Below are 26,021 nucleotides of genomic sequence, written 5' to 3'. Positions count from 1 at the left end.
CTCAGAAAACTCAAGCTCAGCTTGAGCTAACAATAACTACCGGGATACCTCAATTTATTAAAAACTGCGGTGGGCAAAATCTTTTAGCCGAAAACCCATCAGCACCAACGCAGCAAAATAGCTGCTTGCCCCAGCGATAACAACCACCATCAATCGCAACAGGCGCGTAGCCATATTTCCCTGCTCCCATGCTGGCATCAACCATAAAGTAACAGCTAATACGGCAATCATTACCGTAATTGCCACAACCAGTTTAAATAAGAACCTCCCCCAACCCGCTAACGGCTTAAAAATATTTTTCTTACGTAATTGCCAGTAAAGCAGACTAGCATTGAAACAAGATGCCAGACCAATAGACAAGGCTAACCCAGCATGTTTCAGCGGGCCAACAAAGGCAAGGTTCATTAACTGAGTCAAAATCAAAGTGACAATCGCAATTTTCACCGGCGTTTTAATATCTCGACGAGAATAAAAACCCGGTGCCAGTACCTTAACAATAATTAGCCCCATCAGTCCAAAACAGTAAGCAATCAACGCTTTTTGAGTCATTACTGCATCAAATGCCGTAAAATTACCGTATTGGAATAGAGAAACTGTTAAAGGTTCTGCCAGCATACCTAAAGCAACAGCACAAGGCAGCGCTAATAAAAAACAGAGCCGCAGCCCCCAATCCATTAATTTGGTGTACTCCTCATGATTTCCACTGGAAAAACTTTTCGCTAATGAAGGTAAAAGAATTGTTCCAAGCGCAACACCCAATACACCAGAGGGTAATTCCATCAAACGGTCAGCGTAATACATCCAGGAGACAGAACCGGACACCAGAAATGAGGCGAAAATCGTATTAATAATTAATGAAATCTGGCCGACTGAAACCCCAAGAATTGCAGGCCCCATCTGCCGCATAACCCGCCATACGCCGCTGTCACGAAAAGAAATACGCGGTAATACCAGCATGCCAATCTTTTTTAAATGAGGAAGCTGATATAAGAGCTGTAAAATCCCTCCTGCAACCACCGCCCAACCCAATGCCATCACCGGCGGATTACAATAAGGGGCGACAAATAATGCAAACACAATCATGCTGATATTAAGTAATGTTGGAGCGAAGGCAGGAACAGAAAATCGATTCCAGGTATTTAATATCGCACCTGCCAACGAGGCCAGTGATATCAGAAAAATATAGGGAAAAGTAATTCTTAACAAATTTGTTGTCAGCGTAAATTTATCGGCGGTATCGGTAAAACCGGGTGCGGTAACATAAATCACCCACGGTGCTGCCAAAACTCCCAGTACAGTAACAATGGCCAGAATTAACGTCAGCATACCGGAAACATAAGCAATAAACGTCCGAGTCGCTTCATCACCTTGCTGATTCTTATATTCCGCCAAAATGGGCACAAATGCCTGAGAAAAGGCACCTTCTGCAAAAATACGGCGCAGTAAATTAGGCAGTTTAAATGCAACAAAAAAAGCATCCGCTGCAACACCAGCCCCAAATATGCGGGCAATAATGGCATCTCGGATAAAGCCTAAAACCCGAGAGAACATGGTCATAGAGCTAACCGCAGCCAGCGATTTCAATAAATTCATCGTATTTATCTCAAAATCATGTTAGTTAATTTCCGAACTGCCTGTACGTCAGTGCAAAAATGGAAAATGGATTATACCCGTTATCCTTCAAGTTGCCTCTTTGTTGGCTACACTCGCTCACCCCGGTCACATCGTTACCTATGCTCCCGGGGACTCTCTCCCTTGCCGTCGCGATGCATCTTGAAATCCATAGGGTATATACACGACTGAGATACTTGTGAACTGTCGGTACTTTTTAAGTTGCCTGTATTAGGGCAAAAAACCACCAAATCACACCCTCTTAATCCAGCTTGCTAAGCTATCTTTTAAAATCAATAAATTATTATTTAATATAAAATCATGTACGAACTCAAGTTATATGAATATTTATTTTCACTCACTCTTTATTTATCTATTTTTTCTATTCAATTACTATTATCCCAAAAATATAAAATCAAAGTTAGCATTTATCAAATAATTATGAAACGGAATTTCAGCACTTATTAAATAAACCAATTAGAATAACACCTATTTTTATGTAACTAAGAAACCATTAAAATTATTTTCATGATAAATGAATTACTCGGAAATATTTATTTACAGAGTAGCGATATTGTACTTATTATATGAATCTACCATGGTTAATCATTCACTTTGTTAACAAAATCGGCGAGTATGCATAAATTCATTCTCATACACTAGAAATCATTAACTTTTATAATTTGCCAATGTAACATTGTATTTGGCCTAAATGATGGTACCTTGCAACTAGCCTTACTACAGAAAGCCCAAATAGCCACTTCGAAAAACGCACCAACCGAAGTCAGTGCGTCAAATAAATCAACTCATTGAAGCTTACTCATTTCTAAGCTGCCTGTACGGCAGTGAACGAGATGAGATTATAGCCACCGGGTTTACTTGCTTTCTAAGCTGCCTGTACGGCAGTGAACTATCGGCCCGGCAACACTTAGCCCTTCAAAAGTTTCTAAGCTGCCTGTACGGCAGTGAACTGTTGATGTATTCATTTTGATCCCCTTTAATATTTCTAAGCTGCCTGTACGGCAGTGAACCCAGCTACTACGTTGTTCTTAAGAATAAACAATTTCTAAGCTGCCTGTACGGCAGTGAACTGGGAATACTTGTCTTTGGTATCGTTCTTACATTTCTAAGCTGCCTGTACGGCAGTGAACTGTTACATATTAACTTTAAGCTACTGACAATTAAAGCATATATTGATAAAACAATGAAAAAACCCTTTTTTACAAGAGAAATAATATCCCATTAAAAATCAATAGATTAAAATCCACTCTCAAAAAAGGGTCAAAAATAAGGGGTGGAGAAGGCAGATTTTCAACAGTGATTTAATTCATCATTACCAATTTGCTTTACTTTATTTGGTGACAGTACAGCGTAATAATCAACTTTTTCCACTCCATTTTTCATCTGTCAATGCGGTTAATACGTGATCCTGCCAAACTCCATTAATCATCAGGTATTTCTTAGCATAGCCTTCACGTTCAAAACCCAATCGTTCCAACAACTTCCCACTACGATGATTATCCGGCATATAATTAGCCATAATCCGATGCATCCCCTGTTGGCGTTGCATATAACGGATAGCTGGTTGTAAAGCTTCGTACATCATCCCTTTTCCCTGCCACTTTTCACCAAGCGAATATCCCAAATAACAGGCATGAAAAGCCCCACGCAGAATATTACTGAAATTGGCAACACCAATAACTTCACTCTCATTTGAATCAAGCAGCAGAAAATGAAAAGCCGCACTCTGTCTTTGCATTTCTATGATTAAATTCAATCGATTTATCCAACCGGAAGGCTGGCAATGACTTCTATCTCTAGTCGGCTCCCAAGGTTTAAGAAACTCGTGATTTTCTGAATAGTACTCAGCCAAACGATAAGCATCCCGCTCGTACACCAAACGCACCACCATTCGTTCCGTAATCAGACGAACTTTCGGTAAAGTGGAACGATAACCAAACATTATTTCTCCCTAGCTCTGTTAATTTATCCGTTAAAAATTTAAGTGATTTATCTGTAAAAAACAGCTTCCACTCATTACTTTACGACAAAAAAATATTATCCATAATTCACTATCCTAATGTTCGAATTAAGTACAGAATATAAAAGAACTGTATTGTCCTCTCTTCTTAATTACTCCAATGGTGAGCAATGTCACTGGTTTCACAAGCACGTAGCCTGGGTAAGTACTTCCTGTTATTCGATAACTTGCTGGTCGTTCTAGGTTTCTTCGTCGTTTTTCCTTTAATATCAATACATTTTGTTGAGCAACTGGGTTGGGCCGCGCTGGTTGTCGGTTTTGCGCTTGGTTTACGTCAGTTTGTACAACAAGGTTTAGGCATTTTTGGTGGCGCAATTGCAGACCGTTTTGGCGCGAAGCCGATGATCGTCACCGGCATGCTGTTACGCGCCCTTGGTTTTGCTTTCATCGCCTTAGCCACCGAACCGTGGATACTGTGGCTTGCCTGTATATTATCCGCACTGGGAGGTACCTTATTTGATCCTCCCCGGACTGCACTGGTCATCAAACTAACCCGACCGCACGAACGTGGCCGTTTCTTCTCGCTGCTGTTAATGCAGGACAGTGCCGGTGCGGTTATCGGCGCACTGATTGGTAGCTGGCTGCTGCAATATGATTTCCAATTTGTCTGCTGGACAGGTGCCGGTGTTTTTGTTCTGGCAGCCATCTGGAATGCATTATTCCTCCCTGCCTACCGGATTTCTACTACTCGAACTCCCATCTGGGAAGGGATGGAGCGCGTTATTAAAGATCGTCGCTTCTTCACCTATGTATTGACGTTAACCGGCTATTTTATGCTGTCTGTCCAAGTGATGTTAATGTTCCCAATTATCGTCAACGAAATCGCCGGCACACCCGCTGCGGTAAAATGGATGTACGCAATTGAAGCAACCCTATCACTCACTTTGCTGTATCCAATCGCCCGTTGGAGCGAAAAACGATTCCGGCTAGAACAGCGTCTAATGGCCGGGCTTTTCCTGATGAGCCTGAGTATGTTCCCAGTCGGTTTGATTGGTGAAATAAATACCTTATTTGGCCTTATTTGCCTGTTCTATCTCGGCACCGTTACCGCTGAACCTGCCCGTGAGACATTAAGTGCTTCACTCGCTGATCCACGTGCGCGTGGGAGTTATATGGGATTCAGCCGTCTTGGTCTGGCATTGGGTGGTGCCTTGGGTTATACCGGCGGTGGTTGGTTATATGATACCGGCCATGCGCTGAATATTCCGCAATTGCCTTGGTTTCTGCTTGGGATTATTGGCTTGATAACGCTGTATGCCCTGCACCGTCAATTTAACCAACGTAAGATTGAATCTGCCATGCTGAGTGGCAATTAATGAGGTAAAATCTGCCCTCCAAAATAAAGGAGTCGATATGAGAAAATTTTTCTTGGGGGCAGTATTGCTGCTAGTGGGGTTAATCAGTGGTTGTGATCAGTTCAAAGATATCAGTATCAGCGAAGAGTTAATTAATGGTTATCTAGCAAAGCACGTCCATTACCAGAAACAGCTCGAATTACATGGTATTGCCAATGCGGATATTGAATTGACAGAACTCTCCAGCCAAATTGGTCGAACAGAACCAAATAAAATAGCATTAACTGGCCGTGCAAATGTCAATGTTACATCCTTGCTTGGCCCGGCTAAAGCCGATATGAAACTCAGCCTGAAAGCACAACCTGTTTTTGATCAGGAAAAAGGGGCTATTTTTCTGAAAGAGTTGGAAATCGTTGATTACCAAATCACACCGGAAAAAATGGAAAAACCGATTAACGCATTAGTTCCTTATCTGAATAAATCACTCAGCGCTTTCTTTGATATTCATCCTATTTATGTAATAAAAGCAGATCATAGTAAAGCTGAAGCCGCAGCTAAAACATTAGCAAAAAGGTTAGAAGTGAAGCCTGGCAAATTAGTTATTATGCTGACCGATAAATAATCTTCATCAAGATATATACCCTATGGATTTCAAGATACATCGCGACGGCAAGGGAGCGAATCCCCGGGAGCATAGATAACGATGTGACCGGGGTGAGTGAGTGCAGCCAACAAAGAAGCAACTTGAAAGATGACGGATATAGCAAAAAGGCAAATAATTCGAAGTTATTTGCCTTTTTATCATTTAAACATTAAGAATCCAGTTCTTCTCTTAACGCCTGTAACGCTTCACGGGTAATCATTGCTAATGTTCGGTAGAAACTGGTTATTGCATGGGCTTCCACTTTCCCCAAAAATTGCCCACACCACGGCAGCAAATATTCATCAAACAGCATAATTTGCCCCTGAACCTCATCTTCTGCTGCCTGATCTTCCAGCCATGAAGCCCCTAATAACAGAGAACCAAACTGATCGACAGGCCCATCGGACAATGGCATGCCTCGTTCAATCAAAAATTGACGAATATCGTTTTCACTCTCCCCGGTATAGTCAGAACGGCGGCTCGGTACGCTAGCATTATCTCCATAAAACAGTGCCATATAATCAGCTTGCATTGCGGATAGATCGCAGTTTTGTTGCAAACGATCCAACAATGCATCTTGCTCCAATGGCCATGATTGCTTCAATTTACCTTCGACAATCACCGTCAGAAGTGGTTTCAGAATCGGGTCTTGCGGTTGACGATTAAATAAAGTCCCTAAAATACGGCAGACTATTGAAAATTCATTCATCTCAGTTTCCAAATAAATAGCAATTTTGCCGTTATTGTCTCCAATAGCTGCCCCTACTGTAAAGAGACGTTATTAATATCCTAGTTTTATATCCACAACGCCGGTTGATAATTCTCCTTTTTCAATTCGTCGAATATTTTCACTAATCGTATCCATAGCAATATCAGGAATAGTAATAGCCGCAACATGTGGCGTCACCGTTATACGGGGGTGAGTCCAGAACGGGTGCATCTCTGGTAGTGGTTCCTCAACAAACACATCCAATGAAGCCCCGACGATATAACCTTTATCAATCGCCACCAACAGATCATGTTCTACTAAATGGGCACCTCGCGCGATATTAATCAGATATGACTTTGGTTTTAGCTGGCTAAACAGCGATAAATTCAGAATACCACGGGTTTTTGGTGTATCGGGCAGCAAATTGATAAGCACCTTACTGCCGGAGAGAAAATCGCCCAATTGATCTTCACCGTGAAAGCTAACTACGTTATTAATCTGTTTTGGAGTGCGGCTCCAACAACGCACAATAAAGCCCCATTCAACTAACGTCTGTGCAACACGGCGACCCAGAACACCGGCACCCAACACACCCACAACAAAATCTTTGCGATCATAAGGTTCGAGTTGTTTCCACCTCCTCTGCCCTTGTTGCAGCTTATACTCATCCATGCGCCGCAAATAATGTAAAACCATTGCTACCGCATACTCCTGCATTTGCAGCCCCATACCTGCATCTTCAAGCCGCATCAGTGGCACACCGGCGGGTAACATCCCTGGTTTTTGCTGTTCCTGCTTTAAAATCGCCTCTACACCTGCTCCTAAAATAAAAATCCCCTTCAATCCAGAGCGATTTGCCAACATCTCATAGGGGGGAGCCCAAACCATTGCATAATCCGCATGCTTATTATCGCCGCGTTTCCATTGGCGGATATTGATATTGGGTAATCGTTGCTGCATACCTTGAATCCACTGAGCAGCATCAAAAAAGGGGTGGTAAAAGATAATCTCCATGACTATTTATCCTCATCATCTTACATTTTCATATAGGGTTATCTGATGATTGAGTATAGGTTGCAAGACCCTTTGTTAATCATCATTACGAAAATTTTGAGAATGTTAAGTAGTTAACGAATTCATTTTTTTCTTATCAAAAGACTTGTACATTTTCTATTTCAGCGACACCAGATGGATATCAATTCACCGAATTGACTCTTATTTAGCTAACCAATCAAAAAACCAAAGAAAAATATCAGAAGAGTGTTGACGCTTGTAACGCTTTTCCCTATAGTAGCGCCCCGTTGCAGCGACGATGTTAGACAAAGTTACTGGAATGAAAAAAATGGTGAGGTGTCCGAGAGGCTGAAGGAGCACGCCTGGAAAGTGTGTATACGTGAAAACGTATCGAGGGTTCGAATCCCTCCCTCACCGCCAGAATTGAAGAGAAGCTCAGGTTAAATACCTGGGCTTTTTACTTATATATACCTCCGATGCAGGGAGGGTCGAGAACCCTCGAACAGGGTTCGACAAAACGGCTTGCCGTTTTGGACCGCCAACGGCGGCCCGCAGGGTGAGCGCAGCGAATCCATCCCTCCCTCACCGCCAAATTCGAAAGAAAGCTCAGGTTAAATACCTGGGCTTTTTTCTTATATGGACATTACAATTACCATTTCAGGAAATTGGCGTGTGACATTCGAATTTATCGATAGTGATGCGTACATCGTTAACTACGAGGATTATCACTAATGAAAATGTTTAACCCACCTCACCCAGGCGAAATTATTGCTGACTCTTTGGAAGAACTAGGTTTAGGAATTCGTGATCTAGCGCGAGCACTAAATGTTGCTCCATCTACGGCTCAACGTTTAGTGTCGTGCAAAGCAGCAGTTACACCAGAGATGGCAATAAAACTGTCAAAAGTACTTGGTAGCTCTCCACGGCTGTGGCTAAAACTGCAAGAAACTTATAGCCTCGATAAAGCAGAAAAGACGGTTGATATTTCCAAACTGACTCCGTTATTTAAGCCTGTCCATTTATCTCACACCTAAAAGTCAACAACCTGAGCTCAGGTTACCACCTGGGCTTTTTACTTTCATAACACCAAAACGGCAATATATTTACCTCGAAAGCCTTGGACAAAAGATGTCAACTATCAAATGTTGGGACTAAACAGATATAAAAAACCACCCGAAGGTGGCTATTGCCGTTTCAAACATCTTCATCCAGTTTTTCACGATCTAATTCCAGTAATTCTTGGAATTCCTTTAATCCCCTTAATTCCTGGATTTTATTCTCTAAATCGGGGATCGTATGAACATCTGGACTCGTATAAATCAGTCGACTGGTTTCTATGCCTTCTTTGCCACACATTATATGTATATCAACTAATACCGTATTATTATCATAACCTATAGACATAGTTCCATTGTATTTTAGCGCATTTTCAAATTCTTCTTGTGATGGATACGATGATTCATCTCCGTACTTTTTCGTTAACGATTTGCTTACTGGCTTCACGAGGCGGCCAATATTAATCTCTAATCTTTTAAATTTTCCATTTAAAAAAAATGCCATTGCTTCACGCTTTTTGTTAGCAAACGAAAAGTCAGAACATGAATAAAGTGATACTTCTTCTATTTGAGAATTTCCCTCAAATTTTTCAAAATCACATAATCTTTTCGAAAGAAATTCTTCTTCTGTCATGCCAAACTTTGCATCTTTATACCCATCAACTGCCATTGCACCAAAGCTAATCATTCCCAATGCAAGCATAACTGCTAATTTTTTCATATTATCTCCTTTTGCTTTGAGCAATATAACAATGAAAATAGTGTTAAGCCAACCCCCACAAACCTCTATCAAGTCCCCAAATGCAGATGTTTTGGAGAATTTTTTCGCTATGCTCCCGGGAATTCACTCCCTTGCCATCGCGATGCATCTTAAAATCCATAGAGTATATCAACTATTAAATGCTTGGTTTAAGCTTAAAGCACACCCTTTCTGTGCCCTCGTATTGACGCGACGTAAAATCTCAACAAGTACACCAGGATATTGACCATATTCTCTGCTCATTATCCCGACATCATCGGTAACAATAAATGCCGGATAACTCGTTGATGACGCATCCATATAACTCATCAAACCCGGCATTCCATCAGGTACAGGTTTCAATGTTTCAGGATCAAGTGCTCGCGCATATACCCACGGCGGAACACGTTTACGTTGCATTTCATCCTCAAAGAAACAAGTGTTGAGTTCAACTTGATTAAATATATCGCGGATTTGACTAATATTATTGAGGTTGAACGTGTCGAATAAAAGATGATTGAAATCATCGCGTTTTAGGGACTCTTTTTCATAACTTTTCCAGCCGCCCCCCGTTATGATATAAAGGTTTTTATCCCCATAAAATGAGATATTTTTATCTTTCATATACTGGCAGAGCAAATAAATAAAGTATGGTGAGCCGATAAGACAAATATCTTTTCCTTGATTTTTTATTCGCTCAAGGCTATTCAATGTCTTAACAAAATCTATTCGTTCTTCCATTACGGTAAATGTCGTGGGATATAATAATTCTACCAAGCTCATAACATATTTAAACCAAATGTTATGAGCATTAAATCTATCTGGCCCTAAGTTGACCAACTCTATTTGATGATCAAACCAACTACCAACATATTTCATGCCATAACTCACAGAGCCTAAGAGTCTCTCAATACTTAGTCTGTTACGCGCCACCTGACTTTTTAAACCACTCGTGCCGCTGCTGGTAAACCAACTTTCAATCTCGTTCTCCTGAGAAGTTAATAAGCGAGTAAACTTAAAAACTGATGTTGGGAATACAGGTATGTCATCAATTTCCGTAATATTGTCGTCTACTTTGTGTACCTGACAGTAGTGACGGTATTCTTGACAATGTTTATAGTGATTACGAAATGCATCAAGAACAAATTTGTTTCTGATTTTTTCCTGTTCATCGTAAGACCAAGCTAATGGATCGCTGGAAAAAATCAAATCATCAATTTCTGAGCTTGCTATGATCTCTTGTTTATCAACATATGAAGTCATACCTGTTTTACCCCTCCAAATAATTTAGAGAATATGGCAGCGTTGCTGCCATATTCTTTTACTACATGTGGTACTTTTTAATATTATCATTAACAATATTGATTACGTTTTTTTGGTGCATCAAGTCATTCATTGGTTCAAAAGATAACAATACACTTTTTGCACCGCACTTTTCAATTGCCAGCTTAGCCGCAGCTATACATTCCGTATAATCTCCGACAGCGTTTTCTGTGATTATCTCTTCAAGTTTATTTTCGAGATTTTCATTAGGATACATTTCAAGAACATAATCACGGATAAATGCACGCGTCTCTTGTTTAGCTTTGTGACTATCTTCGTTATAGTTAACCAATACCATTAACTGATGATCTATCGCTGATAAGTCAATACCATATTTATCAGCAACGGCTTTATACCTTTCAGCATATTCATATCTAACATCATTGGAGTCATCCCACTTAAAGATGAGAGGAATGCCTTTTTTAGCCGCCCACTCAACAATATGATGACTGGTTGCTGTGACATATCTCCGAGGCCCGCCTTGGGTATAAGCGTGGGGGTTTACCGATATTTTAGGGAAACTATAAAAATCATTATCGGGATTACAATAGCCTGTTGTTAAAGCATCGTTAATGATTTCATAACACTCTTCAAATAGTTGCTGTTGATATTCAACAGGGCGATTAAAAAGACGCATTTCATCTTTTTTTTCACAATCACTAAACCCTAAAATAAATCTCCCTTCGCTTAATTGATCCAATAAGCAAGCCTCCTCCGCTATTCGGACAGGATGATGAGTTGTAATGATGTGATTCAATGAGCCAATTTTAATTTTTTCTGTTAAACCGAGCAAAAAACCAGAAACAGTCAGAGGAGCACCGACAACACCATTACCTGAAAAATGATTTTCATACACCAAAATCTGTTCAAAATTCAACTTATCAACATACTCTGTTATTTCCTGCATGCGAACTATACTTTGTTCTTGAACAGTTGTTGAATTGATGAAGTTAAGGAAGAACAATCCAAATTTCATTTCTTTTTCCTTAGCTACTATAATAGCGAACGTTGTTTTTCTTTAAGAAACGGCATGACATCAGACTGGAAGAGCTTCATGGAAGCAATAATTTCGTCTACTGTTCCATTCGCTTCAAACCCACAACAGATATTTGATATTCCCGTGGCATCAATGTCTTTTTGAATTATGTCAATGCATTCCTGCGGGGTTCCCACGGGATTGATTTCGTAACTGTAATCAATGCGGCGATTAGTATCTCTATGTCCCTTTAATACAAAGTCACGCCACTGCCCTTTATTGAAATCATAACCTCTTGTTTTGTCTGAATCATCAAAAATGGTCGTGGCATTCACATAAGAATCATACCAATGCCCTAGAAAATCCCGACAAATCTCTTGCGCTTTATTTGAGTCATAATTTACAGATGTTATATATGATAAGCAATGGTCGATATTATGAATATCGTGCCCATATTCTTGAGCCACCTCGTTATAAAGCTCAAGCTGTGCTTTCTTTTCGTTAGTATTTATAATCCAACTTAATATCATCGGTAAACCAAATTGAGCGGCCCATTCAGTTGTCGAGGCTGATTCAGCAACCACATAAACAGGGGCTCCACCTTTACTATATGCTGTCGGGTTTACTTTTACCTTATGGAACTTGATATGTTCATTATCAGCTTCCATATATCCCTCTGTCATGCCATTTTTTATCAACCCGTACCAGCACTCCGTTAAAGCGCGACTGTTATTCATATCCGTGCCAAATACGCGAAAGTCTTTATTGTAAAGCCCCCGACAAATACCAAACCGAAATCGTCCTTTTGACATTTGATCCAATAAATTCACATCTTCAAGTTGGCGCACTGGATGAGCGGTGGGAAGAACAATAGCCGCAGTCCCTACATTCAATTTTTTGGTTGCACCAAGTAAATATGCAGCAGCGACATAAGGGTTACCAAGCAAACCAAACTCCGTGAAATGATGCTCCAGTAACCATACAGTATCAAAACCACACTCCTCAGAAATACGACCTAATTTAACCAAACGTTTCATTACTTCTGTTTGAGAAAATTGGGGGGGTTGGTATGTAAGCAAAAAGTTTCCAAATTTCATAGAGAGCCCTTATATTTGAGTGATAGAATTAACTATACCCGTTATCTTTCAAGTTGCTTCTTTGTTGGCTGCACTCACTCACCCCGGTCACATAGTTTGCTATGCTCCCGGGATTCGCTCCCTTGCCGTCGCGATCCATCTTGAAATCTATAGGGTAATATCTATCCCAATAGGTTTTAAGACAGCGAAATCGCTTGATTTTCAATCTCAATTTTCATTCGACGTTCATTGACTGTCGCAATAGTTAGATGTTCGAATGATGGTTCAATAATATCAACATCAATATCCAGACGATCATTATCCATCGCGATAGCAGCCTTCGTAACCGATTGATAAAAATTGCGCAGGACCACTAAGTTTTCACCCAAGTCATGCGAACTCCCTAGCAAAGAATATATCTTGCATCGATTACTACGAATATTTGATAACAATGTGATAACTTCATCTTGCTTTACCCAATTGTCGTTATTTGCAGTAAAAGCAATAAACGGTATATCAAGATACATCATGCTATTGATTGTAGAAGTTAAATCTTCCCAGCCAAAATCAAGGCAATCTCTCGCAAAGACTTCAGCACCCAATTTATGGCCTTCAAAATCCAAATTATTCGGCAATTCATTAATGGGTAAACTGAGATAATCAAATCCTAAAGCTCTTTCAAGCGTATATCTTAAGTTAACAACACCGACTGCGGTGATTAAAAATGAAACATTAATTTCAGATAGACTTGCATAAACTATCCGTGCAGATAAGCTTGAAGCCAAAATACCACGGTTATTTATTTTTCGTGTATTTAACCAATCAACCACGGCTAATAGGCTCTGTTTTCCTATAGACATTGTAAATTCATCAATTGTCCCTGAACTCAACCCAACGTGGTGAAGTGAATCATAGCGAATCACATGAAACCCATTCCGCGATAAATATTCCGCTAAACCAGCAAAATGATCCATCCTTCGGGCAAAACCCGACGCAATAATAATGGTATTCTTTCTCTTTGGGCTGTTTTCTTCTGGCAGCGTTTCCCAAACATGAATTTTTTTATTTCCTTCAACACAAAGAACATGGTCGATGGTTTTATATTTGGATTTATTTTCCATACTTTTTACCTATTACGGGACAAATACAAGGAACTTATCTTCTTCCAGGAATCGAGTCTGTTCTATTTCAACCGCAACATCCTTAGCAGTATAATGAGATGGCCTCTCATGAGAAATATATGTCACTAATCGTTGTAACGGCCTCATTCCGTCATGAGATCCACCAACTCGAAATATATTATTCATTCCTGCTTCTACAATCCTTTCCGCACCTCTTAATGCCAACGCATCTCGATACTTAAATGCGGATTCCCAAGGAAAAATAGATATGGTTTGTGTCTTATTTTTTTGAACATAAGGCAATACTTGCTCAATATTATCGACGTGATGAAGATACACACATCTGCCAAGTGGTTGATTAAATTCCACACCCGCATTTGACTCAATAATCATCCAACGTTGATGAACATCCACCTCTACTTTTAATCCAGCAAATAAGCTCTCTTTTTGGACTAAAGAATAGGCCGCCTTTTCATCAAAATCTTTTTTGGCGTTTGGTAATATATGCGCATATAGATTAAGTTTTTCTATCAACGCTAACTTAAATTCCTCATACTGATTTCCCATGTAATATATGTTTTGGGCAGAAAAACAAGCGCGCTGATCGTAAAAACAAATATCATGAGCCGCACCGGTAGCTGCTGACGTTAAATCAACTGGATTATCAATAATGCAAAAACTCTTTTTAGAGCCAAATTTAATCACGTCAGCATAGGGTGGTGCATGTTCTACAGCCCAATTAATCGCATCTTCCCCTCCCCAAGCGACAATAACATCCATATGTTGCATAATTTCTTTTGCGAGTGATGTATCACCTTGGTGTGGCCAATATACAACAGACAAAGAGCGCGTTATCGGATGATTAGGGTCTACATCGATAAAGCTTAACGCTAATGCATTAGCGGTAAAGGGATCGGTTGACGATGTTTTTATAATACACTGATTCTTGGTTAAAATTGCGCGTAATATAGACATGATCCCAGATAATGGAACATTACCTGCCAACAGATGTATAGACTTACCTTTCGGAAAAGCCTTAATATAACTTTCATCCTGAGGTAGCCATTCATCCATGATATGGCGAGAACCAAGTTCATTTTCTACAACATCATAAAGGCCACCTTTAGAACATAAAATCATAGATATCCAGTTGGCCTCTAACTTGGCCATTGCTTCTGAATATCCCATATATTTTTTTAAATCACGAATGTATGTCCTGCGTCTTGAATATTCTTCATTTTTCCATCTTTGCCCTACCGTATAGAGAAAATTGACAATATTATGCAACCGTAATTTATTATTTTCATTATAATCAATAATGTTTTTTACATGAGAATTATTCAATATTGGCAGGTAAACACTATTATCACCAAAATTAATGGATTGCACTAAATCATCACTTTCGGGAAAAATTTCAACCTGGCCGTTAATAATGAATGAAATTTTTTTAGTCATATTAGCCATCCATTTAATGGGGTAACTTCAACTTAAGTTATTGTTTAATCATCTTGCAAACTGGTTGTACCAATATTTGCTTCTTGTATTTTTATGTTACAACGATAAAAATAAAAAGAATATCCAGAAAATAAGATTTTTTATTATAATAATCTCAATCTATAAGTTTCGTTAGAAATAATAACGCCCTGAATTTTATGCTCAAAACTATTAATGTAACTTCGCGCTCATAAATATAATTCCTGTTCCATTTGTAATGTCTGTAAAATAGCAAAGGAAACTTTTTATATCAACAAAATTTATTAATAAAAATTTAAATTAAAGAAATCAAGCTCTTCTTTATATACAAATATTCATGAAACTGATTAAACTGATTCTTCATTTAATAACTCCTTATGCTATTTCTCTCATACCGAGAGAATACATTGAATGGCAATGCCGCTTTCCACCAGCAAATTTCTAGAAGAAGAGCTCAAGTTCAAAATACCTGAGCTCTTTGTGTATATAGCCCGCCCCTCCAATTAAAGCAATAAATTTAGCTACTTTTTGAGGTGTGCCGCGGCTTGTCGTACAGCATCATAGTAGCTGGCTGGCAGTATCCCCATACACGGCGTAACAGAGATTGGCAACGTACGCCAAGCTGGCACAATTTCAAACCAGTTAGAATCATAAAACAGTTTTACTTCGTGGTTTAAATTGAATTTTGTGTCGTAAGCAAGGCCAGTCAGTTCAAAATCGGTGTCCGTTGTCTGAATAAGAAATTCGCCAGGGTAAATCTGATGGGTTTTCTGCGAGGTGCCGTAAACTACAATCACCGCGTGATCAGTAGGGGATACAGCGACTACTAGCGCCGGTCAAGGTTTCGGTCCCGGCGTCCCGACCCTTTCAGGAAACCGGCACCACACAATGCTGCCGATAGTGGCAAGGGGAGTAAACCTGATAGTTTTGTGTTGCTGTGCCATCCGTTGCCTCTCGATCAGAACAGGCGTTGAGTAAAGTTATCATCCGCAATGTCGCTAGCTGCGCTCGCTTCACGGATGGTACAGATCTGCTCATCACTCAATGGTCCGTCATCTTTCTCGTAGTGCGGTAGGTAGCGGTCAGCAAAGTTGCGCAAAGCAAGGTGTGCGATTTCAGTTTTACTCAGACCAGTGACTTTAACCAGTTCATCGAGCGTCCCGGCGCTGATCCCTGTGGGCGTATCCTGATTACGTAAACGGATTAAGAAACTGGATATGGTTTTTCCTTGGGTATTGTGCATAGTGTTTTCTCCGAATCATGCCAAAACAATATATATCAACTCTATATCATGATAGCATATTGATATACGTTACCAAATCCCCATCACTCCCTTGCCGTCGCGATCCATCTTGAAATCCATTGGGTATATCATATTTTTATATTACCTTTGCTGATCGATGATAACGTTATGCCGCCCGGCAAACAATCTCTGTTTTGCAAATAGAAAGAATGTGTTTCCATATCATCAAATATTATCTCCAAACATTTTTCTAAGATGACAAAGAAACACATGTTATCCCAAAATCAATTAACTGACATTTTTATCAGGACGCCATCAGGATTATTCTTTCCATACGACAAATCCCTCAATATAAAGTTTGTCCAGTGAAGTTTTCAAAAACGTCTCTATTGCAATCTCCGGTGACATAATAAGCGGCTGTCCTCTAACGTTGAATGAAGTATTCACCAGACAACCATAACCGGTTATCTTCTGTACCTCTTTCAATAATCGCCAAAAAGTTGCGTTAAAAGCACGTTCAACAAGCTGAATACGCGCCGTTCCATCAGCATGGACAATACCTGACACCGGCTTCATCATTTCTGGTTTTACTTTGGCGGTGCAAAGCATATATCGAGTCGGCATTAAATTGCGTGTCTCAAAAATAGTGTCGCAATCCTCATCCAAAATTGCCGGGGCAAATGGTCGGAAAGCCTCACGGAATTTCACTGTACTATTGATTCTATCTTTTATTCTTTCACCTGCCGGCAAAGCCAAAATTGAACGGTTGCCCAGTGCTCTTGGGCCAAATTCCATCCGATCATGGAACCAAGCAATGATTTTATCTTCTGCGATATCTTTAGCCGCGGTCGCAAAATAATCATCATTCAGCCCTAAATAACGCCATTTCATTCCTGCATTGCCACCATGTCGGAATAATACATTACGGACTTCATCGGTAGAGAAACGAGGACCGAGGTAAGGATTAAAGCAAGAATCGGCACCATTGTGATATTCACCAGCCACAAAAAGCGCAGCGCCCAAAGCCGAACCATCATCCCCCGATGCCGGTTGAACAAAGACGTTTTCCACACCATCAAGCTGACAAAGAACTTGATTTGCTTTGCAGTTTAAGAATGATCCTCCAGCAAGACAGAGTGATGTTTCACCCGTTTTTCCCAGCCAATAGGTTACTAACTGTTTCAGCAGCAGTGTAAATTTTTCCTGTAATCCGGCAGCAAAATCCTGATGAACATCCCGTAAAGTGTCATCTTCTCTTCTCGGCGTAAAACCAAACATATCACTAAGTTGTGCCATTGCAGCGGGAAAACCATATTCCGCATTATCAAATGCTGGCGGTAACCAGTTTATCTGTATCGTTCCGCTCTCTACATCGAATTGAGCTAATTCATTGAAAATATCACGATATCGTTCAGGGTTACCATACGCAGAAAGTCCCATAACTTTATATTCATCGCTATTAAATACAAAGCCAAGGAACCGGGTACAGATAGAATAAAATATGCCTAATGAAGAGCTAATTGGCTGGCTGTACAATTTCTGGAATTGTTGGTCTTTAGCAAGATAAACACTTAAGGATTCTATTTCACCCATACCGTCTGAAATAATGCACAATGCAGAAGGGAAGCCACTAGGATAAAAGGTTGATGCCGCATGAGCCAAATGATGATCTACCCCTTGAAAACGCGATTCAATATTCTGCCATCCCTCAGCAGTTAATGCATTAATCATAGTTTTTCCACTAAAAACCTCCTCGAATAACGCTTCATTAGACATGAAAAATCGGCGATAATTATCATAATTAAAACCGTGGGCAATCACCTGTATATCATCTTGCGTAAGACCTGCTTCCGCCAAACAATAATTAATGGCATTAGCAGGAAACCGCCCTGTTCCTTTCTCTCCCGTAAAACGCTCTTCCGCCGCCGCTGCAACAATTTTTCCATCAATAATCACACAGGCTGCACTATCGACTCCCTGGCAAATACGTTCATCTAATTTACTCACCTCTGGATTATTCTCTCGCAGAAAACGTTGAGCATTAGGAAGGCCACTGATCCCTAATATAATCATTTTCTTCACCTCCAAATTGTTATTTTTCTTTCATAAAAATTAAACTATACGCTTTATACTGATAGCCCATTTTGTATTAAGTGGAATCAAGTTACCTTGCCAAACAAAGTAATGGCATTGTTACCACCGAAACCAAATGCATTATTTTATGTATTTAAAATTATTCTTCATTTCTATTTAATGAGTGATTAAATTAAATTTAAATTCAACACCCTCCGGCAAAATATATATTGAAAAACGCATTCCAACTAACTACCTGCAACAATTACGACTATTGGGATAGACTCTCATTTACCCAGAAAAATAACTCATAAACAATATAAAAGTAAAGATATCTGATAATCAGTTTCATACCCGTCATCTTCCAAATTGCCCTTTGTTGGCTGCACTCACTCACCCCGGTCACATCGTTATCTATGCTCCCAGGGATTCGCTCCCTTGCCGCGAAGCATCTTGAAATCCATAGGGTACAGATTCTATTAAAAATAGCGAAGCCAACATTGAAATAATAACCTTTTCTCATTAAAACGATTGGCAATATTCAGCCAGGTGAAGAAATATATTTATTATAAATCCAATCTGCTATTTTAGCTATTAACCACTTAATCCCCCATCAATGCAAAGAGATGTTCCTGTAATATAGGTTGATGTACTCAACGTCCCCACACAAAAACTGGCAATTTCATTAATATCTGCCATTCGTCTTAATGCGGTGCTTCTAGCGAATTCCATCTTCTTTTCTGGGGAAATATGACGCAACATACCACCATCAACATATCCCGGCATGACAGTGTAGGCCCTAATATTAAAACGGCCATAGTCATTAGAGATGTTTTTTACCAATGCATTCATGGCGGCTTTCGAACAAGAATAAGCGGTGGCACCGGTCTCTCCACGTAAACTTGCTGTAGAAGAGATAAATTGCATCACGCCATTACGATTCTTCATAAAATGTGGCAGCAAATATTTTGCTACTCTTGCTGCACCAAATAAGTTGACATTAAAAACGTCATGCCAACCCTCAATATCCTGAGCATGCAATAAACCATCCAATGAGATTGCCGGTGTATAGATAACCGCGTCAATACATTTCATCTTCTCAACTGCAATGCCAATGGCTTCTCTAACACTGTTATCCGACATAACATCTAAATAAATTTCTTCATTACGCGGTTTACGTGAAGTGCCTAATACTTCATAACCACTTGCAACCGCATGCCGGCAAATTGCATTCCCAATTTCACTTGATGAGCCAATAATAAGTATCTTGCTGTTATATTTATGCATTTAAACATTCCTACCTTATCTAAAAGTTATTTTCCAACAGTAAACCCTACTTTAAATAAAGCATTCAGAATAAATATTATCTAAACAAAAAAACATTATTAATTTATATATTATTAACGTATATATTTTAGCTTACCTATTTTCAACTCACTTGTTCCATCTAATTCTATGAGTCACCCTAAATAATAGGGTGAGTTCTTATATCTGTCAAATTATTAATCTAATATTTAAGCGATATCAACGCATTGGTTAAATTACATCCAAAAATTAAATAAAAAATATTATGCGTAAAAACATTCAATATAGCTAATTTAATTCAGTCATAATCAATACATGTGGTGAATGCATAATTAATTATTTAACTCCCTAACAATAACAATTAAAAATTGTTATCAATTATGTTAATTAATTATAAAAATGAAATATTATAATGCTATAATTAATAGAATAAACATCTGGCTTCAATTTTAAAAATATTAATCAGATTCTTTATGGAATTAATTCAATAATATTCACCAATAAGAATAGATTCTTAATAGAATCGATTTCAGCATATCTCCCAATGATAAAAATGCTATTCTCCCTTTTACTTTTTACTTTCCTGCCGTTAAGCTATTAACATTAAGTTTGCTCTATGGCACTATCATTTTGAACTAAAAGCACTATTTTTATAATTCGGCTTTGTAATTTGGCCTTGCAATTTGTCTGTAACGACCTTATTACTTTTTTCCCTCTATATTTTTGGTTTATGCACAGATGAAAACTCGTAGAATGAACGGCATACGGCCGTTTAGTGCTGTAATTGATGCTTGTTGGAAGGAATCTTACTCTTTTGCTCGTTTAACTAAAGATATTATTGCCGGTATTACTGTCGGTATTATCGCCATCCCGCTCGCTATGGCGCTAGCCATCGGCAGTGGTGTCGCGCCACAGTATGGGCTTTATACCGCCGCTATCGCCGGGATAGTTATCGCGATAACCGGCGGCTCACGCTATAGTGTTTCCGGCCCTACCGCCGCTTTCGTTGTCATTCTCTATCCGGTCTCTCAACAATTTGGTCTGAGTGGTTTGCTCATTGCAACATTAATGTCAGGCATTATTTTGCTGGTGATGGGATTAGCCCGCTTTGGTAAATTGATCGAGTATATTCCGCTACCCGTCACACTCGGTTTTACTTCTGGAATCGCGATAACTATCGCAACCATGCAAGTAAAAGATTTTTTTGGTCTGCAATTGGAACATATGCCAGAGAATTATATCAATAAGGTTGTGGCTCTGTTTCAAGCTCTGCCAACGCTGTATGTGAGTGATACGCTGATTGGCCTGACGACACTTGCTGTTCTGATTTATTGGCCTAAGCTTAGGCTGAAATTACCCGGGCATCTTCCTGCTCTCATTGCAGGAACTGCTGTGATGGGGATCATGAACTTATTCGATCAACATGTTGCTACTATTGGTTCTGAATTTAGTTATATATTGAATGATGGTACACAAGGGCAAGGTATCCCTCCCATCCTACCGCAATTTGTTTTACCGTGGCATTTACCTGATATGGGTGCTCATCAGGTTGATATAAGTTGGTCAACGGTTTCAGCCCTATTACCCGCCGCCTTTTCAATGGCAATGTTAGGTGCCATTGAGTCACTGCTTTGTGCCGTGGTTTTGGATGGTATGACCGGTAAGAAGCATCACTCAAACAGTGAATTGATTGGTCAAGGGTTGGGAAATATTGCCGCACCATTCTTCGGTGGCATTACAGCTACCGCCGCAATCGCCCGCTCAGCCGCCAATATCAGAGCCGGCGCAACATCACCGGTTTCAGCCATTGTTCACTCTCTGCTCGTGTTATTGACTTTACTGGCATTGGCCCCCATGCTCTCCTATCTTCCTCTGGCCGCTATGTCTGCCTTGTTGCTTATGGTCGCCTGGAATATGAGTGAAATACATAAAGTTATCGATCTGATCCGCCGTGCACCAAGGGATGACATTATTGTGCTGGTGCTTTGTATGTCGCTCACGGTGCTGTTTGATATGGTTATCGCAATTACGATCGGTATCGTATTAGCTTCACTGCTGTTTATGCGTCGAATAGCTAATATGACTCGCATCAGTCAATTGCCACAAACCAATGTCGATAAAGCTCTGCTGGTTGTTCGTATCAATGGCCCGCTATTCTTTGCCGCCGCTGAACGTATCTTCACCGAATTAAAGGAAGAAAGCGCCAGTTATCAGACAATTCTCATGCAATGGGATGCCGTTCCTGTGCTAGATGCCGGTGGGCTGCACGCTTTCCAGCGTTTTATTGATGAAGTGGGTAAGGATAAATATATTGCTGTTTGTGATATTCCATTTCAGCCGTTAAAAACACTGGCCAGAGCCAGAATACAATTGATTGAAAATCACCTTAGCTTTCATGCAACATTGCCACGAGCAATGGAAGAGTTGAATTTCAATAGCAAAACAGTTAACTAAAACCCGATAAAGAGTCGTTTAACTTTTTTCAACATAATGGCGCTGTAAACCAGCGCCAAATCTATTCATCACCAAATCTCGCCATCATTTGATGTCATGGCATCAAAAAGCCATTTTATTTACTGGTATCCAGTTGAGGGAAACTTTTCACCACATCATCAATCGCTTTCATCTGGCTCAAGAATGGCTCAAGTTTTGCCAACGGCAATGCTGATGGACCATCGCACATTGCATTCGCCGGATCAGGATGCGCTTCAAGGAACAAGCCAGCAATGCCGACTGCCATTCCCGCACGCGCCAGTTCAGCAACCTGAGCACGACGACCACCAGACGCTGCACCAAATGGATCGCGGCATTGGAGTGAATGAGTGACATCAAAAATGACCGGATGCCCCCCCGTTGCCTGAGCCATAACATTGAAGCCCAACATATCCACCACCAAATTGTCATAACCAAAGTTGCTGCCACGGTCACATAAGATCACCTGATCGTTGCCGCCCTCTTTGAATTTATCCACAATATTTCCCATCTGACCCGGGCTAATAAACTGGGGTTTTTTAACGTTGATCACCGCACCGGTACGCGCCATCGCCTCAACTAAATCAGTCTGACGCGCCAGAAATGCCGGCAGTTGGATGACATCAACCACTTCCGCCACCGGTTGTGCCTGTGCCGACTCATGCACGTCAGTGATGATTTTCACACCGAAAGTTTGTTTCAGTTCCTGAAAAATCTTCATTCCCTCTTCCAGACCCGGGCCGCGGTAAGAGTGAATTGATGATCGGTTTGCTTTATCAAAGGAGGCTTTGAAAACATAAGGAATGCCCAATTTTTGTGTCACTGTCACATAGTGCTCACAAATACTCATGGCCAAATCCCGTGACTCAAGGACATTCATACCACCAAAGAGAACAAACGGCAGATCATTCGCGACCTTGATATCACCAATATGAACCACTTTCTGTTGCATACTTATACCTTCCGTTAGGGACCAATAAATTAATGAGATAAATCAGTGCAGTGCGCTATTCATCAGTGCAAAACAATATTTCAGTGCAAAACAATATTTCAGTACAAAACAATATTTCAGTACAAAACAATATTCAATGTAAAACAATATTTATTTCAATGTAAAACAATGCATTGCTGCTGAATAGCATATATCTGCATTCTGACCATTTCTGCCACCGGGTCCTCCGGGCAGTGCTCCACAAAATAATTTAAATCAGAAACCGCAATATGATTACAATCAAGTTCCGCATAAATCAGCCCCCTATCACGTATTTCATAGGGGTTATCGGGATCAAATATCAGCACAGCTTCGCTCGTTCTCAGTGCCAATTCCATCTGCCCTTCGTCCATCAATGCAGCTTTTATTGTATCCAGCACTTTACGTATAATGCTGGCGTTATCCGCTCCTTGCAAATCATCGGCTGTTAATTTAGCTGTCTGACTAATATTGCCTTTAAGCCACACATCAAGCACATATTCACTTAACGCTTCACCATTGAGTGGATTAATAAACCTCGCCGTGTTATCTGGATAATCAACACGCAAAATCAACTGGGTTGGAAAAACCACCGGCATAAACGGTAGCGCTAAAGCCTGAGCAATATGGATAAGAATTACCCCTAAAACAGCAGAGGAACCTTGGCGAGTTTGCAGTACTTTATCTAGCCATAATGTATCCGACAGACAATAAACACCACCGGCACCGCCGAATTTCCAGCTTTGATAAAAAAGCCTCAGTAATTTTTCCAACCGTTCTTCTATAGTTAACTGCGGAGATATTTCACGTCTGGCTTCATCAATCAATGCTTGAAGCTGCATTTCCACTGAATGCTGAGGAAAATCAGAACGCAATGTTCGGGAAATTAACAGGATACCGCTACTTAACGATGCATTATTAAATTCATAATCAGCTATGGCTTTCATCACTTTTCCACTGACCCTGTGTTATTCGCTCATTACCGCCATAATCCTGAAAAGTAGCTACCTGCCGATAACCACTTTCAGAAAACAGGCTTCTTATAACATTTCCCTGTTTCCAACCATGTTCCAATAACAACCACCCACCAGGTAACAAAAAATGGCGAGATAGATCAATAATGGTATTCAGATCAGCAATTCCCTGTTTTGCCGCAATTAATGCACTATCTGGCTCAAACCGAACATCGCCCTGAGATAGATGTGGATCGGTTTCATCTATATAAGGCGGATTACTGACAATCATACCAAACTGTTGATTATTCAACGAAAAAAACCAATTACTTAACAAAAAATCCACATTTTGTATTTTGAGTTTTTCAGCATTGCCCTGCGCCAGCATCACCGCATCAGGATTGATATCAACCCCGGTAACCCGGCAATCAGGGCGCTCACTCGCGATTGCCAATGCAATTGCGCCGGTTCCCGTTCCCAAATCCAGAATGCGGCAAGGTGTCAGCGATAGCCGTTCAAGTGCCTTTTCTACCAGACATTCTGTATCAGGACGTGGGATTAACGTAGCGGGAGAGACATTTAATGGCAACGACCAGAATTCACGCTCACCGGTGATGTAGGCAATAGGTTCACCTTTCACCCGGCGAGCGAGTAAAGCCTCAAGCTGGCTGAACTGCTCTGGAGCCAACTGAGTTTCACCGAATGCCAATAGATAAGTTCGGGAATGGTGAGTGACAAACCCCAACAAAATTTCTGCATCTCGTTTAGGACTGTCACTTGCCGATAACTGCATTGTGGCTTGTTTAAGCCAAGATAGATAATCCATCAATCCTGCTCTGACAAAGCCGATAATAGATCAGCCTGATACTCATTCACAATCGGCTGAACAAGCATATCCAATTTGCCTTCTATCACTTCATCAAGGCGGTACAAAGTGAGGTTAATGCGGTGATCCGTCACCCGCCCTTGCGGGAAATTGTAAGTACGATTGCGATCTGAACGATCACCGGAACCCAGCAAGTTACGGCGCTCAGAAGCTTCCGCTTCCTGACGTTTACGAACCTCCGCAGCGCGAATACGGGCCGCCAATACCGACATCGCTTTCGCTTTGTTTTTATGCTGTGAACGTTCATCCTGACATTCAACGACAATGCCAGTTGGAATATGAGTGATACGGATGGCGGAATCCGTGGTGTTGACATGCTGTCCACCCGCACCCGATGAACGGAACGTATCAATACGCAGATCACTTGGACTGATTTCCGGCAACTCGGCGTCCGGGATCTCCGGCAAAACCGCAACGGTACAAGCAGAAGTGTGAATACGCCCCTGCGATTCGGTTTCCGGTACACGTTGAACACGATGACCACCCGATTCAAATTTTAAATGACCATAAACCTGCTCACCGGAAACTTTCGCAATAATTTCCTTATAGCCACCATGCTCACCATCGTTAGCACTGATGACTTCAACTTTCCAACGACGGGATTCAGCATAACGGCTGTACATACGAAACAAATCCCCGGCGAAAATCGCCGCTTCATCACCACCGGTTCCTGCACGCACTTCAAGAAAACAGTTACGCTCATCATCAGGATCTTTCGGCAACAGCAACAATTGCAGTTGCTGCTCTAATTCTTCATTGCGAACCTTAGCGTCCCTGATCTCTTCCTGTGCCATTTCCCGCATTTCAGGGTCATCAAGCATTATTTCGGCTGCTTTAAGATCATCCTGAACCGCACTCCAGGCCTTAAAACAGTTCGTCACATCAGTCAGTTGAGCATATTCCCGCGACAAAGCACGAAAACGTTCCTGATCAGCAATCACATCGGCATCACCGAGATGAGCCAAAACTTCCTCGTGACGTTCTTGCAATGCTTCCAATTTAGCAACAATAGAAGGCTTCATTCTTGGTTTCAGACCCTATTC

22 protein-coding genes, 1 tRNA gene, 1 other RNA gene, 1 pseudogene and 1 CRISPR repeat array are annotated in these 26,021 nt (G+C 40.6%); of the genes and pseudogenes, 7 read left to right on the top strand and 18 right to left on the bottom strand.

What is annotated here, in order from left to right:
• Nucleotides 1–57 precede the first annotated feature (57 nt).
• Complete coding sequence (gene murJ, locus PluTT01m_RS10850; protein WP_011146346.1) at nt 58–1,593, bottom strand: murein biosynthesis integral membrane protein MurJ; 1,536 nt, start codon at nt 1,591–1,593, stop codon at nt 58–60.
• An 841-nt stretch (nt 1,594–2,434) separates the two neighbouring features.
• Nucleotides 2,435–2,762: direct repeats of the CRISPR family, unit length 28 nt; unit sequence TTTCTAAGCTGCCTGTACGGCAGTGAAC.
• 227 nt (nt 2,763–2,989) lie between these two features.
• Nucleotides 2,990–3,574, bottom strand: coding sequence for a ribosomal protein S5-alanine N-acetyltransferase (gene rimJ / locus PluTT01m_RS10845; protein WP_011146345.1), 585 nt, complete (start codon nt 3,572–3,574; stop codon nt 2,990–2,992).
• Between the two features lie 188 nt (nt 3,575–3,762).
• On the opposite strand from rimJ, the gene mdtH reads away from it, so the two are divergent.
• On the top strand, nt 3,763–4,968 hold the full coding sequence (gene mdtH / locus PluTT01m_RS10840) for a multidrug efflux MFS transporter MdtH (RefSeq protein ID WP_011146344.1): 1,206 nt from the start codon (nt 3,763–3,765) through the stop codon (nt 4,966–4,968).
• Between the two features lie 37 nt (nt 4,969–5,005).
• The gene (locus PluTT01m_RS10835) at nt 5,006–5,569 is read left to right on the top strand and encodes a lipoprotein (RefSeq protein ID WP_011146343.1); all 564 of its coding nucleotides are present in this window, start codon (nt 5,006–5,008) and stop codon (nt 5,567–5,569) included.
• A gap of 190 nt (nt 5,570–5,759) precedes the next feature.
• On the opposite strand, the gene PluTT01m_RS10830 is transcribed toward PluTT01m_RS10835, so the two are convergent.
• Nucleotides 5,760–6,299, bottom strand: coding sequence for a TorD/DmsD family molecular chaperone (locus PluTT01m_RS10830; RefSeq protein WP_011146342.1), 540 nt, complete (start codon nt 6,297–6,299; stop codon nt 5,760–5,762).
• A 72-nt stretch (nt 6,300–6,371) separates the two neighbouring features.
• Nucleotides 6,372–7,313: a glyoxylate/hydroxypyruvate reductase GhrA gene (ghrA, locus tag PluTT01m_RS10825; protein ID WP_011146341.1), complete on the bottom strand. Its 942-nt coding sequence runs from the start codon at nt 7,311–7,313 to the stop codon at nt 6,372–6,374.
• A gap of 330 nt (nt 7,314–7,643) precedes the next feature.
• On the opposite strand from ghrA, the gene PluTT01m_RS10820 reads away from it, so the two are divergent.
• The 4 genes and pseudogenes from PluTT01m_RS10820 (at nt 7,644) to PluTT01m_RS10805 (ending at nt 8,347) form a co-directional block, all read left to right on the top strand.
• A tRNA-Ser gene (locus PluTT01m_RS10820) sits at nt 7,644–7,733 on the top strand.
• A 47-nt stretch (nt 7,734–7,780) separates the two neighbouring features.
• A non-coding RNA gene (locus PluTT01m_RS10815) (RtT sRNA) lies at nt 7,781–7,904 on the top strand.
• Nucleotides 7,905–7,958: 54 nt separating this feature from the next.
• Nucleotides 7,959–8,045: pseudogene (locus tag PluTT01m_RS28060) on the top strand (type II toxin-antitoxin system RelE/ParE family toxin); the annotation flags it as partial.
• Nucleotides 8,045–8,347, top strand: coding sequence for a HigA family addiction module antitoxin (locus tag PluTT01m_RS10805; protein ID WP_011146340.1), 303 nt, complete (start codon nt 8,045–8,047; stop codon nt 8,345–8,347). The pseudogene PluTT01m_RS28060 and the gene PluTT01m_RS10805, both read left to right, overlap by 1 nt.
• 160 nt (nt 8,348–8,507) lie before the next feature.
• Here the strand turns inward: PluTT01m_RS10805 and PluTT01m_RS10800 are convergent, their stop codons facing one another.
• The 10 genes from PluTT01m_RS10800 to PluTT01m_RS10755 form a co-directional block, all read right to left on the bottom strand.
• Complete coding sequence (locus tag PluTT01m_RS10800; protein WP_011146339.1) at nt 8,508–9,089, bottom strand: hypothetical protein; 582 nt, start codon at nt 9,087–9,089, stop codon at nt 8,508–8,510.
• 168 nt (nt 9,090–9,257) lie between these two features.
• On the bottom strand, nt 9,258–10,370 hold the full coding sequence (gene luxE / locus PluTT01m_RS10795; RefSeq protein ID WP_011146338.1) for a long-chain-fatty-acid--protein ligase LuxE: 1,113 nt from the start codon (nt 10,368–10,370) through the stop codon (nt 9,258–9,260).
• A 61-nt stretch (nt 10,371–10,431) separates the two neighbouring features.
• Entirely contained in the window at nt 10,432–11,406 is a 975-nt protein-coding gene (gene luxB, locus PluTT01m_RS10790) for a luciferase subunit beta (protein ID WP_011146337.1), read from the bottom strand.
• Between the two features lie 17 nt (nt 11,407–11,423).
• Entirely contained in the window at nt 11,424–12,503 is a 1,080-nt protein-coding gene (gene luxA, locus PluTT01m_RS10785) for a luciferase subunit alpha (RefSeq protein WP_011146336.1), read from the bottom strand.
• A gap of 176 nt (nt 12,504–12,679) precedes the next feature.
• A complete protein-coding gene (locus PluTT01m_RS10780) occupies nt 12,680–13,603 on the bottom strand; it encodes an acyl transferase (RefSeq protein WP_011146335.1) in 924 nt (307 codons plus the stop codon).
• Nucleotides 13,604–13,615: 12 nt separating this feature from the next.
• Complete coding sequence (gene luxC, locus PluTT01m_RS10775; RefSeq protein ID WP_011146334.1) at nt 13,616–15,058, bottom strand: long-chain-fatty-acyl-CoA reductase LuxC; 1,443 nt, start codon at nt 15,056–15,058, stop codon at nt 13,616–13,618.
• Nucleotides 15,059–15,597: 539 nt separating this feature from the next.
• Nucleotides 15,598–15,873, bottom strand: a complete 276-nt coding sequence (locus PluTT01m_RS10770) for a hypothetical protein (RefSeq protein ID WP_011146333.1) — start codon at nt 15,871–15,873, stop codon at nt 15,598–15,600.
• Nucleotides 15,874–16,034: 161 nt separating this feature from the next.
• Nucleotides 16,035–16,319, bottom strand: coding sequence for a hypothetical protein (locus PluTT01m_RS10765; protein ID WP_011146332.1), 285 nt, complete (start codon nt 16,317–16,319; stop codon nt 16,035–16,037).
• 321 nt (nt 16,320–16,640) lie between these two features.
• The gene (locus PluTT01m_RS10760) at nt 16,641–18,392 is read right to left on the bottom strand and encodes a carbamoyltransferase family protein (RefSeq protein WP_011146331.1); all 1,752 of its coding nucleotides are present in this window, start codon (nt 18,390–18,392) and stop codon (nt 16,641–16,643) included.
• 594 nt (nt 18,393–18,986) lie between these two features.
• Nucleotides 18,987–19,679, bottom strand: a complete 693-nt coding sequence (locus tag PluTT01m_RS10755; protein ID WP_011146330.1) for an SDR family NAD(P)-dependent oxidoreductase — start codon at nt 19,677–19,679, stop codon at nt 18,987–18,989.
• A gap of 756 nt (nt 19,680–20,435) precedes the next feature.
• On the opposite strand from PluTT01m_RS10755, the gene dauA reads away from it, so the two are divergent.
• The gene (gene dauA, locus PluTT01m_RS10750; RefSeq protein ID WP_041380067.1) at nt 20,436–22,151 is read left to right on the top strand and encodes a C4-dicarboxylic acid transporter DauA; all 1,716 of its coding nucleotides are present in this window, start codon (nt 20,436–20,438) and stop codon (nt 22,149–22,151) included.
• A 115-nt stretch (nt 22,152–22,266) separates the two neighbouring features.
• Here dauA and kdsA read toward each other — a convergent pair whose 3' ends face one another.
• The 4 genes from kdsA to prfA form a co-directional block, all read right to left on the bottom strand.
• Nucleotides 22,267–23,121, bottom strand: coding sequence for a 3-deoxy-8-phosphooctulonate synthase (kdsA, locus tag PluTT01m_RS10745; RefSeq protein ID WP_011146328.1), 855 nt, complete (start codon nt 23,119–23,121; stop codon nt 22,267–22,269).
• 155 nt (nt 23,122–23,276) lie between these two features.
• On the bottom strand, nt 23,277–24,086 hold the full coding sequence (gene sirB1, locus PluTT01m_RS10740) for an invasion regulator SirB1 (protein WP_011146327.1): 810 nt from the start codon (nt 24,084–24,086) through the stop codon (nt 23,277–23,279).
• Nucleotides 24,070–24,918, bottom strand: a complete 849-nt coding sequence (gene prmC, locus PluTT01m_RS10735; protein ID WP_011146326.1) for a peptide chain release factor N(5)-glutamine methyltransferase — start codon at nt 24,916–24,918, stop codon at nt 24,070–24,072. The genes sirB1 and prmC overlap by 17 nt, the downstream gene beginning before the upstream one ends.
• Nucleotides 24,918–26,000, bottom strand: a complete 1,083-nt coding sequence (gene prfA / locus PluTT01m_RS10730; RefSeq protein WP_011146325.1) for a peptide chain release factor 1 — start codon at nt 25,998–26,000, stop codon at nt 24,918–24,920. The genes prmC and prfA overlap by 1 nt, the downstream gene beginning before the upstream one ends.
• Nucleotides 26,001–26,021: the final 21 nt, after the last annotated feature.

Source organism: Photorhabdus laumondii subsp. laumondii (genome assembly GCF_003343245.1).
GTDB lineage: Bacteria > Pseudomonadota > Gammaproteobacteria > Enterobacterales > Enterobacteriaceae > Photorhabdus > Photorhabdus laumondii.
This window is presented reverse-complemented; position numbering and strand designations above follow the sequence as displayed.